We start from the raw sequence: 13992 nt of genomic DNA on the forward strand, positions 1-13992 counted from the left end.
AAGTGATCCGACATCTGGGACGGCCCTGACAACCGGGACACCTCCGGCGTTTTGTGATCAGCAGGAATTTATGCCGTTCCAAAGCGGTCTTTACTGAGAAGGAAGAGGGACTCGCTCCCACCCGAAAGGCATCGGCCTTGACGGATTTCTACATCACCAAGGAGAAGTACATGCTGATACTCACCCGCAAAGTTGGCGAAAGCATTGTCATCAACGATGACATCAAGGTCACGATTCTGGGCGTCAAAGGTATGCAAGTGAGAATCGGCATCGACGCACCGAAAGACGTGCAGGTGCACCGCGAGGAAATCTTCAAGCGCATTCAGGCGGGCAATCCTGCCCCCGAAAAGACCGACGACGCACACTGAGCCCCTTCCAGACCGCACGGATGCGGCGTTCTTCCCGCAGTTCTGGGTCAGGCGCATTCCAAGGCCCCAGTGACTACGTCTCAGGTGTTGGCGGATTGCAGCGCGGGTTAGGATGCCTGGCTCGGCAGAGTGGCCGTCAGCGGCAGGTACAGACTCATGACCGTCCCTTCGCCTGGAATACTGGCTACATCGACGGCACCGTTGCTCTGCTGGGCGAATCCATACACCTGGCTAAGCCCCAGACCGGTGCCTTTGCCAAAGGCCTTGGTGGTGAAGAACGGCTCGAAGATGCGCGGCAGCACCTCCACGGGAATGCCCGAGCCATCATCTTCGACATCGAAGCGCAGGAACTCGCCCTGCAATGCGTTCGATTGCGCAGGGAGCACCGCACGCCTCACGCGAAGCGCTATATGTCCGCCCTCGACGATCGCGTCACGGGCATTGAACAGCAGATTGAGCAGCACCATCTGCAGCTGACCGACATCCACCTCCAGCTGCGGAAGGTCATCTTCGATCTCGGTGCGCAGCTCGATTCTATCTGGTAACGCATGGGAGATCAGACTACAGGTCGAGGCGATGAGCTCGGCCGGGGCGATGGGTGCGACATTGAGTTGTCGATGGCGCGCGAAGCTCAGCAGCACGTGGGTCAATTGCGCGCCACGCTGACCCGCATCGACGATATGCCCCAGCAGGGTATCGATGCGGGCATGATCGGTGCTGGCTCGGGCCAGTCGTGCGGAGCCCAGGATGATGGTCAGCAGATTGTTGAAATCGTGCGCCAGCCCACCGGTGAGTTGGCCCAGGGCTTCGAGTTTCTGTGCCTGGAACAGCTGGGCGCGCATGGCGTCGAGTTGCAGCCCGGACTCGCGGCGATCGGTGATATCCCGGGTCACCTTCGCCAGCCCGATCACCTGGCCGCCATCGTCGCGCACGATATCCAGCACTGTCAGCGCCCAGAACCGGCTGCCGTCCTTGCGTACGCGCCAGCCTTCATCCTGCGCGACGCCCTGTTGCAGTGCCTGGTTCAGGAGCATGGCCGGACGACCCTGGGCGCAGTCCTGCTCGGTGAAGAACAGCGAAAAATGCCGGCCGATCACCTCGTCGCTGCCATAGCCCTTGATACGTTGTGCCCCGGAGTTCCAGGATACGACCCTGCCTTGCGGGTCGAGCATGTAGATGGCGTAGTCGACCACCGCGTGCACCAGACGCTCGTAGTGATCGGCCGGCATGGTCGGCGCAACGGCAGAGAGATCGGTGGACAGCATGCAAGCTCCGGAAGCGCGGCGAGAGGCAATGGGATGATTCTAGATGACCGTCGAAGTGTCTGACAGCTGTTCCTGTGACAGCACGTGTGGATTTGCCTATAGTGCAGCGAGTGCAGCGGCACTCTCGCGAACGACGGAGCCAGCATGACCACCAATTACCGACTGTTGAGCCTGCAGCGCGATCTGATGTCCACTGCCGGACAGATCGACCAGTTATGTCGCGGCCTGGAGGGCCATGCCCGTTTTCTGTGTCACTCCACCCATCCGCAGGACGGCACTGCAATGGGTGAGCAGGCACACGAGCTACGGGGCAGTGCCGACGGCATGCGCAAGATCGCCGTACTGATCCAGCCCTGAAGCCCCAGCGGTTGACTCACCTATAACGATGGGTTATAAAGCGCGCCAGATTGCATGGCGCTTCTGCATTGAAGCCCTGCCCGCGTGCGAGTGTGGTGGAATTGGTATACACAGCAGACTTAAAATCTGTCGGCGCAAGCCTTGTGGGTTCGAGTCCCACCACTCGCACCATCTTCCTCGTCGAAGGCGCCTGACCAGGCGCCTTTTTCGTTTCCGGCCGTCAATCCTGCGGATCGTCGTACCAAGCCGGGTGGCTGTCATCATCTTCGTCCAAGTCGTCTTCGGCGAGGTCCAGGTCTTCACTGTCGATATCGTCCTCGATGCCCTGAGCGTCGGCTTCGAGCTCGTCCTCGCCATGGAAGAATTCATGGTCGAGCAGATGATCGTGCTCGGGTTCCGGGAGATCGTCGTCTTCGTACATGGTGGCATCCTCTACTGAGCGCGTTATATAGGCGCATTGCCCACTGCGGTCAATCATCAGAGGGGTTAACGTTGGCTTAACCCCATGCCAACTATGCTGGAGCGGCTCCCTTCAGAACGTCTTGCCCGCCGCCATGGCGGGTTTTTTTTGCATGATAGAACGGACTTTCCATCGACATAGCTTTCACAAAACGTCGACATCCGCTGGCGCATAGTCATAGGGCTTCGATACGTTCTTCAACCCGTCCTCATGGCGGGTTTTCTTTTGCCCAATGCGACTGCGGGTGATTTCCAGGAGCCTGGCCGCTACTATCGGCTCCCTCTTCCCGAAAGCTGCGCCCCGACGATGAAACTGCTTGGCTTGTTGATCCAATTGCTGCTGGCGCCCATGGACTGGCCGACACTGCACCGCCCTCGTCGGGTGTTCACGCGGCAGTTCGTCGCCACCTGCGTCGTGGTCGTCATCATCGAGTTGCTGATGCTGAACGCGCTGTTCAAAGGCTGAAATCTCCTACTGGAAGTAGCGACTCGACCGGTGGTGCCTGGCGACTCGTCTACACTGAGCCGCACTTCATCGTAACCCACGAGGCGCTCATGAAAAGCATTCCTCTCGTGCTCGCCGGCCTGGTGCTTGCACTGGGCCTGGTCAGTCACGAAACCGCAGCGGCTCGCGAGCCTTCCCAGCCCATTCGCTTCGGCGCCATAAGCTGGGAAAGCGGCGCGCTGACCACGGAGATCCTGCGACTGATCGTCGAGAAAGGCTACGGCTACGCCACCGAGACCCTGCCTGGCAGCACCGTCAGCATGGAGGTGGCGCTGGCGCGCAATGACCTGCAGGTGATCGCCGAGGAATGGGCCGGACGAAGCCCAGCCTGGGTGCAAGCCGAGCGCAAGGGCCAGGTGTTCGCACTGGGCGATACGGTGAAGCATGCGGTCGAGGGCTGGTACGTGCCGGCCTACGTGATCAAGGGCGATCCCACGCGGCACATCCAGGCGCTGGCACCGGGTCTGAAGACCGTCGATGACCTCAAGCGCTACGCCGAGGTATTCAAGGACCCCGAGTCGCCCGGTCAAGGGCGATTCCTCAACAGCCCCAGCGGCTGGACGTCGGAAATCGTCAACAGCCAGAAGCTCAAGGCCTATGGCCTGCAGGCGTTGTACGTGAATTTCCGCACAGGCTCAGGGGCAGCCCTGGATGCCGAAATCAACTCGGCCATAAGCCGCAAGCAACCGGTGCTGTTCTATTACTGGAGCCCGGCGCCGTTGATGGGGCGTTACGATCTGGTGCGCCTGGAGGAGCCGCCCTTCGATGCTAAGGCCTGGGCCACCCTGACCGATCCTTCCAATACCGATCCGCAAGGCAGCAGCTCGCTGCCGACCAAGCTGTCGATCGGGGTCTCCAAAGCGTTCAAGACACAATATCCCGACCTGGTGGCGGTATTCGAGAAAGTCGACCTGCCGATCGATGTCCTCAACCAGGCGCTGGGCGAGATGAGCAAGCAGCATCAGGATGCACGCAAGGCTGCGACGCTGTTCCTGAGCCGTCATCCACAGGTGTGGAAAGGCTGGCTGACGCCTGAGGTGGCGCAGAAGGTCGCGGCGGATCTCTGAAGCTTCATTTGGCAAAACGATGTAACAACCCGCCCCCAAGGACTCGGCGCGACCTGGACTATGCTTGAGTCCATGTGATGCCGGGCCCCTCTGACGGTGCAAACCGCCATGTCGGAATCACTGTTGCCTTGCAACGCCGACAATCAAGGAGGGGCTCATGACAGCTCTGCACGCTTTCCTCAGCACCCCCGTGCTCGGCACCAGCGCCTGGTTGTGGCTGGTATTCGTGACCATCGTCATCGCACTGCTCGTACTGGACCTGGGCGTGTTGCACCGCCAGGAACGCGAGATCGAGATGCGCGAAAGCCTGCTGCTGTACGCGGGCTACTTTAGCGTGGGAGTGCTGTTCGGGGCATGGGTATGGATGGAGCTGGGCGCTCGTTCGGCACTGGAGTTCTACACCGGTTTTTTGGTCGAGCAGTCACTGTCGATGGACAACGTGTTCGTCATGGCGATGATTTTCGGCTTTTTCTCGATTCCTCGCCGATATCAGCACCGTGTGCTGTTCTGGGGCATCCTGGGCGTGGTGGTGCTTAGGGCCATCATGATCGGCGTGGGCGCGGCACTGGTGCAGCATTTCGCCTGGGTGCTCTATCTGTTCGGCGCGTTCCTGCTGATCACCGGGGTGAAGATGGCCTTTTCCAGAGGTGACAGCGAGCCCGACCTGGCCAACAATCCCGCGCTGCGTTTCGTGCGCAGGCACCTGCGGGTCACCGACCAACTGCACGGCAAACGTTTTTTCGTGCGCCTGGTACCCCCTGGTCAGAGCCGGCCGCTGCGCCATGCCACACCGTTGTTCCTGGCGCTGGTGCTGATCGAACTGGCCGACCTGGTGTTCGCGGTGGACAGCGTACCCGCCATTTTCGCGATCACGCAGGACCCGTTCATCGTGTACACCTCCAACATCTTTGCGATCCTCGGCCTTCGCGCGCTGTACTTCGCGCTGTCGGCATTGATGCACCGCTTCGTCTACCTCAAGTACGCCCTGGCGATGGTGCTGATCTTCATTGGCTGCAAGATCTTCTACCACGGCCTGATCGGCGAAGTGCCAGCGTTGCTGTCGCTGGCCGTCACACTGGGTCTGCTGCTGGGCGGCGTGCTGCTGTCGCTGTTCAAGACCCGCGGCGACCGCGGGCCCAGTGCGCAGGTCCAGCCTCGACACGATGAAGAGCGCTCTTCATCCTGAGACCCCGACAGGCGGGCGCCTAGCGGGCGGCGGGCGGACGCTCGGGAAGGTACTTGCCGATCTCGTATTTGCCGATCGCCGCCCGGTGCACTTCATCGGGTCCGTCGGCCAGGCGCAAGGTGCGCTGCATGGCGTACATGTAGGCCAGCGGAAAATCGCCGCTGACCCCTGCCCCGCCATGCATCTGGATCGCTCGATCGATCACCCGTAACGCAACGTTCGGCGCTACCACCTTGATCTGGGCGATCTCGCTGCGCGCGACCTTGTTGCCCACGGTATCCATCATGTCAGCGGCCTTGAGCGTGAGTAGCCGGGCCATGTCGATCTCCATGCGCGAATCGGCGATCTTGTCGACGTTACCGCCCAGGCGTGCCAGCGGCTGGCCGAAGGCCGTTCGGGACACCGCCCGCCGGCACATCAGTTCCAGGGCCCGCTCGGCCATGCCCAGCGAACGCATGCAGTGGTGGATGCGGCCAGGGCCAAGCCGCCCCTGGGCAATCTCGAAGCCTCGGCCCTCCCCCAGGATCACGTTTTCGTAGGGCACACGGACATTGTCGAACAGGACTTCGGCGTGGCCATGGGGCGCGTCGTCGTAGCCGAATACCGGCAAGGGCCGGACGATCTTCACGCCTGGGGTGTCAGTGGGCACGAGGATCATCGAATGCTGCTGATGCCTCGGCCCGGCGGGATCGGATAGCCCCATGAAGATCATCACCTTGCAGCGTGGGTCACAGGCGCCCGAGGTCCACCACTTGCGTCCATTGATCAACCACTGGTCGCCCTCTCGAACCGCAGTCGCTGCCATATTGGTGGCATCGGAAGACGCCACTTCTGGCTCGGTCATCGCGAATGCCGAGCGAATCTCGCCACGCAGCAGGGGTTCCAGCCACTGCTGCTGCTGCGCCGCTGAGCCATAGCGCACCAGAACCTCCATATTGCCCGTATCCGGTGCCGAGCAGTTGAAGGGTTCCGGGCCCAGTAGCGAGCGGCCCATGATCTCGGCCAAAGGCGCGTATTCCAGGTTGGTCAGGCCGGCACCGTACTGCGACTGTGGCAGGAACAGGTTCCATAGCCCCTGCTCACGCGCCTTGGCCTTGAGCGTCTCCATGATCGCCGTGGGCTGCCAGCGATCGCCCTCGGCGACCTGACGCTCGAACTCGGCCTCGGCAGGATAGACATGAGCATCCATGAACGCAGTGACGCGCTCGCGCAGTGCCTGGACCTTGGGCGTGTAGGCGAAATTCATGTGGGCGACCTTTGGCGTAGGAGGTATCTGCGCCAAGACTAGAGCAGCCTGAGTGAATCCATCCAGTCTATTCTGATGGTGTATTAACATTCATAACCAATATATGATCCCGGCTATAACACCAACAATGAGTGGCGCCCATGAACCTCAGCAAAGTCGATCTGAACCTGTTCATCGTCTTCGATGCCATCTATACCGAGGCCAACCTGACCCGCGCCGGGCAGATCGTCGGCATCACCCAACCTGCGGTATCCAATGCCCTGTCGCGCCTGCGTGAGACCTTCAACGATCCCCTGTTCGTGCGCACCGCCCAGGGCATGGTACCCACGCCCATGGCACAGAACATCATCGCTCCGGTGCGCAATGCGCTGGCCTTGCTGCGAACCTCGGTCCAGGAAAGCCGCATCTTCAATCCGCAACAGGCGAACAAGACCTTCCGTATCAGCATGACCGACCTGACCGAGGCGGTGATCCTGCCACAGCTGTTCCAGCGCTTGCGTCGCCTGGCCCCGGGCGTGGTGATCGAGAGCTTCCTCGGCAAGCGCCGGGAAACCACCAGGGAGCTTGCTGCCGGGCGCCTGGATTTCGCCGTGGACGCGCCCTTGAACACCGATCCGCAGGTGCGTCACGTCAAGCTGATGGAGGACCGCTACGTCTGCGCCCTGCGCCAGGGACATCCACAGGCCGGCGCAAAGCTCACGCTCGAACACTACCTGGGCATGACCCACATCCACATTTCCAGCCGCCGCAACGGGCTGGGGTACGTGGACCTCGCCCTTGGCAAGATGGGCGTGCAACGCAAGGTGGCGCTGCGTTCACAGCACTATCTGATGGCTTCCCAGGTGCTGCAGCAAACCGACATGGTCATGACCGTTGCGGAACGTTTCGCTCGCCGACATCAATTGCGGTATCTGGCCCTCCCTGTGGAGTTGCCGGCTCTGGAGACCCATCTGTACTGGCACGAGAGCACCGATCAGGACCCGGCGAATCGCTGGATGCGCGAGCAGATCATAGAGCTGTCCCAGCAGGTGGTGGCCACTGACGAGATCGAACTGGCAGCAAGCGCCCGTGGCGAGTGCCTCGAGAAGGGGTAGGATATAAAGCAATTCTACTAGATTGCCAATATGTAAAATATTTTTCTATATCGACTGGAGTTTTTTGGAAAATATGGAAAGGTATTTTCAGCATCAGCTCTAGCATTGCCTAATCTCCCCAAGGGTTTTGCCTGGAACGCTCGAATGCCTGCCAATCCGCTCTATCTCGACTACGCCGCCACGACTCCCATCGATGACCTCGTGCTGGAAAGCATGCTGGCCTGCATGGGTCGCCACAGTGACTTCGGCAACCCGGCTTCCGGTGGCCACCGCTACGGCAGCGCGGCGCGTGCGCTGGTCGAACAGGCCCGTGCGCAGGTCGCCGAGCAGCTCAACGCCCAGCCGGAGAGGGTCGTCTGGACCTCGGGCGCCACCGAATCCAACAACCTTGCGCTCAAGGGCATCTGCCAGGGTGCAGACCGGCCTGGGCACCTGATCACCAGCCAGTTGGAACACAAGGCGATACTCGACACCGCCACCGAACTCGAGCGCCGGGGTTGGTCGGTGACGCGCCTGGGGCCTGACGAACGTGGTCTGATTCAACCCGAGGCCGTGCAGCAGGCCCTGCGCGCCGACACGCGGCTCGTCTCGCTGATGGCGGTGAACAACGAACTGGGTACCGTGACCGACTTCGCCCGCATCGGCGAGTATGTACGCGCCCATGGCGCGCTGCTGCATGTGGATGCGGCGCAGGCGGTCGGCAAGCTCACCCTGGATCTGAGCCGACAGGCGGTGGACCTCATGTCGGTGTCCGCGCACAAGGTCTACGGCCCCAAGGGCATCGGCGCACTCTATGTCGGCAGCCGTGCCCGCCCGGCGCTGCATGCCCAGATGCATGGCGGGGGTCATGAAGGCGGGCTACGCTCGGGCACCCTGCCCACGCACCAGATCGTCGGCATGGGCAGCGCCTTCGCTCTGGCCGGTCTGCTGGCGCAGGAGGAGCATCGGCGCATCCAGACGCTGTCGCAGCGCTTGCGGGCAGGCCTGCTGGCACTGCCGGGCGTAAGCCTCAATGGCTGCGCCGAGCAGCGCATCGCCCACACCTTGAACCTGTGCGTCGAGGCCAAGGGCTTCAGCCTCGGAGCCCTGGCCTGCGACCTGGCGGTGTCATCCACCTCGGCCTGCAACTCGGCCAGTCAGGCGCCCTCGCATGTGCTGCTGGCCTTGGGCAAGACCGACCAGCAGGCGCGTAACAGCGTGCGTATCAGCCTGGGGCGCTATAGCACCGAGGCGGAGGTGGACAAGGCGATCGAGGTATTCGGGCGTGTGATTGCCGATGGGGCGACCGCCCTGTGGTAAAGCGTGTGGCGCGGCGCCCAGGCGCCGCTATCAAGCCTGGGTCAGACGCTGCAGCTCTCGTCTGACCATCGACACGAACGGCGGCGGGCCCAGCTGGTACAACTGCGCCGCCACCCAATCGAACCAGGCACCTTTCAGGATCGAGCGCTGCGCCAGCAGGCGCTCGGCCTCGGCGAGCGCCGCGAGCTGGTGCTGCTGGTGAAACGCGGCGCGGTTCGCTGGCGAGGCGCCCCCAGGGCTCATTCACTGGCCTTGAAGGTGGTGAGCTCACCCTTGCGCCACTTCGCAACCTTGCCAGTCACCGTCTTGAGCAGCTTGCCGAGCCCCTCGGTGATCTGTTGCTCGGCAGCGAAGACCAGCATCACGTTATGGCCGTCGCGCAGTACGATGCCCTTACCCTCGGGCACCGAAACGAACGCATAGTCGCCCACCCCATAGACGTTGAACTTGATGTCGCGAAAACGCACCTCCAGCTTGCCGCCTTCACGGCTGGGCAACACGGCCGCACGGAAGTGATCGCCCACCTTGAGCTCAAGATGCTGCTTGTCGTCCACCGTCAGGGCGGTGTCAGTATCGACCTCCGCCATGTACAGGCCATCCGGGGTCTGCTCGGTGAGGTAGACGAAACGGCTCTGAAAGAGCTTGACCAGCTTGCCGCGCAAGTCGCCCAGTGCGAACAGGGCGTGGGTATCCAGAGTACTGACTGCCAATGAAGTGATCCTCGAACCGATTGTTTCTCGCCGCCTTGCGCAATCGCCCAAGCGTGACGCGGCGGCCATTTCAACGTGCTGTCTGAAAGGTTAGTGACAGGGTGTGCCGGATGTCTGTGGTGCTTGGCGGCTCGGCATGCAGGATTCATTACCCAACAGCGCCAGCATGCTCCGCAGACGACGACTCATGCAGGTCCCACAGGCGGAACAGCACTGTCTGACACCACCGCTGCTGGAAAAGGTGCAATAGATATCGCCAGGCCCTCGGCAGCTCGGGCCCTGCTACGTATCCGCGCATTTACAGGGGAAGCAATATGCACGAAAACACCGAAATCAGTCGAGAGGTCTCGAGCATTTCTTGTATGCAGCAGATTACCAGCCGCCTGCGCTTCGTCGTCATCCCGGCCGGGGTACGCTTCTTCCACATCACCGACCGGCACACCGGCAGGGTCAAGGGCTTTCGTTGCAGCCACCGCGAAGCGTGCGACCTGGCACGCCGACTTGACGATTGCCTGGCCTGACCTGCCTGAAACGCGAAAGGCCCTGCGCGCTGGACGCAGGGCCTTTCGAGCGTCTGGATCAGATCTGCCGTTGATGGCGATCGAGTTGCTCGTGGCGTTCCTGGGCTTCGATGCAGTATTTGGTGGTGGGGCTGATCAGCAAGCGTTGCAGGCCGATGGGCTCGCCACTGTCGTCACACCAGCCGAAGCTTTCGTCGGCGATGCGGCCCAGAGCCATCTCGAGCTGGGGCAGCAGGCGCTGGTCGCGCTCGATGGCATTGACCAGCCAGTGACGCTCTTCCTCCACCGATGCGACGTCGGCAGGATCCGAAGGCGTGTCCAGGCTCTCGATGGTCGCGCGGCTCAGTTCGATACGCTCATGGGTGTCGACTTTCATCGCTTGCAACATCGCCGTGAAGAATGCCAGCTGATCGGCATTCATGTAGTCATCGGCCGACATGGCCAGCAACTGTTCCTTGGTCATCGAATTCTCTATGAAAAAATGTGCATTTGGGCGATTCGGATGCCACCGACGATGGCACGTCGGTGACGGAATTCTTCAAGCGCCAACCGGCACTCTTTTGCAGGGGGCGGCAGTCTAAGGTGCCAAGCCCCAAGGGGCAACAGCCATGAGGGGGAAATTGCCCGAAACGGCGAGGAATCCGCCCGCCGGACTGTCCATCGGCGCTGCCGGGCTCGGCATGGCGCGCGGGCTGCAGGGCTACTATGCAGCAACTTGTCGATGCCCGCCAGTGCACGATGCGCCCCCGCCAGGGCGGGGGCGTCGTACTTGGAGGGGCAAAGGCCTCAACGGTTCCTGAACTGCGCCTCGCGCTTGGCGATGAAGGCGGCCATGCCCTCTTTCTGGTCTTCGGTGGCGAAGGCGGCATGGAACACCCGGCGCTCGAAGCGTACGCCTTCGCTCAAACTGACTTCGAACGCGCGATTGACGCTTTCCTTGACCATCATGCTCACCGGTACCGACTTGCTGGCAATGGTGGCAGCGACCTTGAGCGCCTCTTCCAGCAACTGATCCTGTGGCACCACTCGCGCCACCAGGCCGGCACGCTCGGCCTCCTCGGCGCCCATCAGCCGACCGGTCAGGCACAGCTCCATGGCCTTGGCCTTGCCCACGGCACGGGTCAGGCGCTGGGTGCCACCCATGCCTGGCAGTACGCCCAGGTTGATCTCGGGTTGGCCGAAGCGGGCCGTGTCGGCAGCCAGGATGAAGTCGCACATCATCGCCAGTTCGCAACCGCCGCCCAGGGCGAATCCGGCTACCGCCGCGATCAGCGGCTTGCGGCGATTGGCCACGCGATCGGCCTCGCTGAACAGATCCTCGACGTAGGATTGCGGATAGCTGAGCTCGGCCATCTCCTTGATGTCGGCACCGGCCGCGAAAGCCTTGGCGGACCCGGTGATGACCATGCACCCGATCTGCGGGTCGCGCTCGAGCTGATCCAGGGCCTGATTCACCTCGGCGACGATCTGCGCATTCAGCGCGTTGAGCGCCTGAGGACGATTGAGCGTGATCAGACCGACCTTGCCGTGGATGTCCAGCAGGATTGTTTCGAATGCCATGCAAGCTGCTCCTTCATAGATTTCGCGCGATGACCATGCGCTGTATGTCACTGGTGCCTTCGTAGATCTGGCAGACCCGCACGTCACGGTAGATGCGCTCCAGCGGGAAGTCTCGCAGATAGCCATATCCACCGAGCGTCTGCAAGGCATCCGAGCAGACCTTTTCGGCCATTTCCGAGGCGAACAGCTTGGCCATGGACGCCTCGACCAGGGCCGGACGTCGCGCGTCGCGCAGGGCTGCGGCGTGCAGCACCATCTGCCGGGCCACGGCGATGCGCGTGGCCATGTCCGCCAGACGAAAGGCCACTGCCTGGTGCTCGATCAGCGGTTTGCCGAAACTCTGGCGCTCGCGGGCGTAGTCGCGGGCCACCTCGAAGGCGGCACGTGCCATGCCCACCGCCTGGGCGGCGATGCCGATGCGCCCGCCTTCCAGGTTGGCCAACGCGATACGGTAGCCCTCCCCTTCTTCCCCCAGACGGTTGGCCAGCGGGACCCGAACCTCGTCGAAAACGATCTGGCAAGTGTCCGAGGCGTGCTGCCCCAGCTTCTCCTCGACCCGGGCGACCTGATAGCCCGGCGTGTCCGTGGGCACGATGAACGCGCTGATGCCGCGCTTGCCAGCCGCAGGATCGGTCACGGCGAAGACGATCACCACGCCGGCATTCTGCCCGGAGGTGATGAACTGCTTGCTGCCGCTGAGCACGTAGTGATCGCCTTCTCGGCGGGCCCGGGCCTTGAGGCTGCTGGCATCGGAGCCGGCCTGTGGCTCGGTCAGCGCGAAGGCACCGAGCATCGCGCCGCTGGCCAGGGGTTCGAGGAAGCGGGTTTTCTGTTCATCGCTGCCAAAGCGCAGGATGGGCACGCAGCCCACCGAATTGTGCACGCTCATGATGGTGGAACAGGCGCCATCGCCAGCGGCGATTTCCTCCAATGCCATGGCATAGGCGACATAGCCGGTGTCGCTGCCACCCCAGCACTCGGGTACCAGCATGCCGAACAGGCCCAGACCTGCCATTTCCTCGATGGCCTCGCGCGGGAAGCGATGCGCCTTGTCCCACTGCTCGGCGAAGGGTTTGAGTCGCTCCTGGGCGAAGTCCTTCACCGCATCGGCGATCTGTCTTTGCTCATCAGTGACCAGCATGGTGGCTCCTCAATACAGGCATTCGACGGCCATGGCCGTGGCTTCGCCGCCGCCGATGCAGATGGCGGCGACACCGCGGCGCAGGCCGTTCTGGCGCAGGGCCGACAGCAGGGTCACCAGAATCCGCGCACCCGAGGCACCTATCGGATGGCCCAGGGCACAGGCGCCCCCGTGGATGTTGACCTTGTCATGGGGCAGGCCGAAATGCTGCATCGCGACCAGCGTGACCACTGCGAAGGCTTCGTTGATCTCGAACAGCTCCACACTGTCCAGCGTCCAGCCGACACGCTGCATGAGCCGCTCGATGGCGCCGATCGGCGCGGTGGGGAACCGTGCAGGTTCATCGGCGAACGCCGCATGGCCGTGAATCAGCGCCAGTGGCCGCAGGCCGCGTTCGAGCGCTTCGCTGCGGCGCATCAGCACCAGCGCCGCGGCGCCGTCGGAAATGGAGCTGGCGTTGGCTGCCGTCACCGTTCCGCCTTCGCGAAACGCCGGCTTGAGCTGGGGGATCTTGTCCAGGCGTGCCTTGGGCGGCTGCTCGTCATCGACCACCTGACGGGTCTGCCGGCCTTCGGTGATCTCCACGGGCACGATCTCGGCCGTGAAACGCCCCTGGGCGATCGCTTCCTGGGCACGGGTCAACGAGGCGATGGCGAAGTCGTCCTGGGCCTGGCGCCCGATGCCTGCAGCCTGGGCGCAGTCTTCGGCGAAGGTGCCCATGAGGCGGCCCTTGTCGTAGGCGTCCTCCAGCCCGTCGAGAAACATGTGGTCGATGATCCTGCCATGCCCCATGCGATACCCCGCGCGCGCCTTGTCCAGCAGATAGGGAGCATTACTCATGCTTTCCATGCCGCCCGCCACGACCACTGCGGCGCTGCCGGCCAGCAGCAGGTCGTGGCCAATGATGGTCGCTTGCATGCCCGAGCCGCACATCTTGTTCAGCGTGGTGCAGGGGGTGTGTCGATCCAGGCCCGCCCCCAGGGCGGCCTGGCGCGCGGGTGCCTGGCCGAGGCCGGCAGGCAGTACGCAGCCGAACAGCACCTGATCGACGTGGGTCGCCTCGATGCCGGCGCGCTCCACGGCCGCGCGGATCGCGACGCTGCCTAGCTGCGTGGCGGTGAGGCTTTTCAGGTCGCCTTGCAGGCCACCCATGGGCGTGCGCACGGCACTGACGATAACGATGGGGTCATTGACGAGGGTCATTGGGTAGTGCT

At 62.8% G+C, this 13992-nt stretch carries 17 protein-coding genes and 1 tRNA gene; 9 read left to right on the forward strand and 9 right to left on the reverse strand.

The window, feature by feature from the left end:
• Positions 1-170 precede the first annotated feature (170 nt).
• Complete coding sequence (csrA, locus tag IAE34_RS14005) at positions 171-368, forward strand: carbon storage regulator CsrA (protein ID WP_200139558.1); 198 nt, start codon at positions 171-173, stop codon at positions 366-368.
• 107 nt (positions 369-475) lie between these two features.
• Here csrA and IAE34_RS14010 read toward each other — a convergent pair whose 3' ends face one another.
• Positions 476-1633, reverse strand: coding sequence for a two-component system sensor histidine kinase NtrB (locus tag IAE34_RS14010; RefSeq protein ID WP_200139559.1), 1158 nt, complete (start codon positions 1631-1633; stop codon positions 476-478).
• A 144-nt stretch (positions 1634-1777) separates the two neighbouring features.
• On the opposite strand from IAE34_RS14010, the gene IAE34_RS14015 reads away from it, so the two are divergent.
• Together IAE34_RS14015 and IAE34_RS14020 are read left to right on the forward strand one after the other, a co-directional pair.
• Positions 1778-1990, forward strand: coding sequence for a hypothetical protein (locus IAE34_RS14015; RefSeq protein WP_200139560.1), 213 nt, complete (start codon positions 1778-1780; stop codon positions 1988-1990).
• Between the two features lie 86 nt (positions 1991-2076).
• Positions 2077-2161, forward strand: a tRNA-Leu gene (locus IAE34_RS14020).
• 49 nt (positions 2162-2210) lie between these two features.
• On the opposite strand, the gene IAE34_RS14025 is transcribed toward IAE34_RS14020, so the two are convergent.
• Positions 2211-2411, reverse strand: coding sequence for a hypothetical protein (locus IAE34_RS14025; RefSeq protein WP_200139561.1), 201 nt, complete (start codon positions 2409-2411; stop codon positions 2211-2213).
• A 345-nt stretch (positions 2412-2756) separates the two neighbouring features.
• On the opposite strand from IAE34_RS14025, the gene IAE34_RS14030 reads away from it, so the two are divergent.
• The 3 genes from IAE34_RS14030 to IAE34_RS14040 all read left to right on the forward strand — a co-directional run bounded on the left by IAE34_RS14030 (position 2757) and on the right by IAE34_RS14040 (position 5207).
• Entirely contained in the window at positions 2757-2915 is a 159-nt protein-coding gene (locus IAE34_RS14030; protein ID WP_200139562.1) for a hypothetical protein, read from the forward strand.
• Positions 2916-3004: 89 nt separating this feature from the next.
• Complete coding sequence (locus IAE34_RS14035) at positions 3005-4021, forward strand: ABC transporter substrate-binding protein (RefSeq protein ID WP_200139563.1); 1017 nt, start codon at positions 3005-3007, stop codon at positions 4019-4021.
• Between the two features lie 157 nt (positions 4022-4178).
• A complete protein-coding gene (locus tag IAE34_RS14040; RefSeq protein ID WP_200139564.1) occupies positions 4179-5207 on the forward strand; it encodes a TerC family protein in 1029 nt (342 codons plus the stop codon).
• 19 nt (positions 5208-5226) lie between these two features.
• On the opposite strand, the gene IAE34_RS14045 is transcribed toward IAE34_RS14040, so the two are convergent.
• On the reverse strand, positions 5227-6453 hold the full coding sequence (locus tag IAE34_RS14045) for an acyl-CoA dehydrogenase (protein WP_200139565.1): 1227 nt from the start codon (positions 6451-6453) through the stop codon (positions 5227-5229).
• 140 nt (positions 6454-6593) lie between these two features.
• Here IAE34_RS14045 and IAE34_RS14050 point away from each other — a divergent pair, with 140 nt between their 5' ends.
• Together IAE34_RS14050 and IAE34_RS14055 are read left to right on the forward strand one after the other, a co-directional pair.
• Positions 6594-7547 (forward strand): LysR family transcriptional regulator, encoded by a 954-nt coding sequence (locus tag IAE34_RS14050; protein WP_200139566.1) that lies wholly within the window; start codon positions 6594-6596, stop codon positions 7545-7547.
• 144 nt (positions 7548-7691) lie between these two features.
• Positions 7692-8846, forward strand: coding sequence for a cysteine desulfurase family protein (locus tag IAE34_RS14055; protein WP_200139567.1), 1155 nt, complete (start codon positions 7692-7694; stop codon positions 8844-8846).
• Between the two features lie 30 nt (positions 8847-8876).
• On the opposite strand, the gene IAE34_RS14060 is transcribed toward IAE34_RS14055, so the two are convergent.
• Positions 8877-9089, reverse strand: a complete 213-nt coding sequence (locus tag IAE34_RS14060) for a hypothetical protein (RefSeq protein WP_200139568.1) — start codon at positions 9087-9089, stop codon at positions 8877-8879.
• Positions 9086-9556, reverse strand: a complete 471-nt coding sequence (locus IAE34_RS14065; protein WP_200139569.1) for a hypothetical protein — start codon at positions 9554-9556, stop codon at positions 9086-9088. Before IAE34_RS14065 ends, IAE34_RS14060 begins: the two co-directional genes overlap by 4 nt.
• Before the next feature lie 362 nt (positions 9557-9918).
• On the opposite strand from IAE34_RS14065, the gene IAE34_RS14070 reads away from it, so the two are divergent.
• Positions 9919-10077 (forward strand): hypothetical protein, encoded by a 159-nt coding sequence (locus IAE34_RS14070; RefSeq protein WP_200139570.1) that lies wholly within the window; start codon positions 9919-9921, stop codon positions 10075-10077.
• Positions 10078-10135: 58 nt separating this feature from the next.
• On the opposite strand, the gene IAE34_RS14075 is transcribed toward IAE34_RS14070, so the two are convergent.
• From IAE34_RS14075 to IAE34_RS14090, 4 genes are all read right to left on the reverse strand, one after another.
• Positions 10136-10540, reverse strand: a complete 405-nt coding sequence (locus IAE34_RS14075; RefSeq protein ID WP_200139571.1) for a TraR/DksA family transcriptional regulator — start codon at positions 10538-10540, stop codon at positions 10136-10138.
• Between the two features lie 323 nt (positions 10541-10863).
• Positions 10864-11637: an enoyl-CoA hydratase gene (locus IAE34_RS14080; protein ID WP_200139572.1), complete on the reverse strand. Its 774-nt coding sequence runs from the start codon at positions 11635-11637 to the stop codon at positions 10864-10866.
• A 13-nt stretch (positions 11638-11650) separates the two neighbouring features.
• Entirely contained in the window at positions 11651-12778 is a 1128-nt protein-coding gene (locus tag IAE34_RS14085; protein ID WP_200139573.1) for an acyl-CoA dehydrogenase, read from the reverse strand.
• A 9-nt stretch (positions 12779-12787) separates the two neighbouring features.
• Entirely contained in the window at positions 12788-13981 is a 1194-nt protein-coding gene (locus IAE34_RS14090; RefSeq protein ID WP_200139574.1) for an acetyl-CoA C-acyltransferase, read from the reverse strand.
• Positions 13982-13992: the final 11 nt, after the last annotated feature.

Origin of the sequence: Pseudomonas sp. S30, from assembly GCF_016518545.1 — a bacterium.
Classification (GTDB): Bacteria; Pseudomonadota; Gammaproteobacteria; order Pseudomonadales; family Pseudomonadaceae; genus Aquipseudomonas.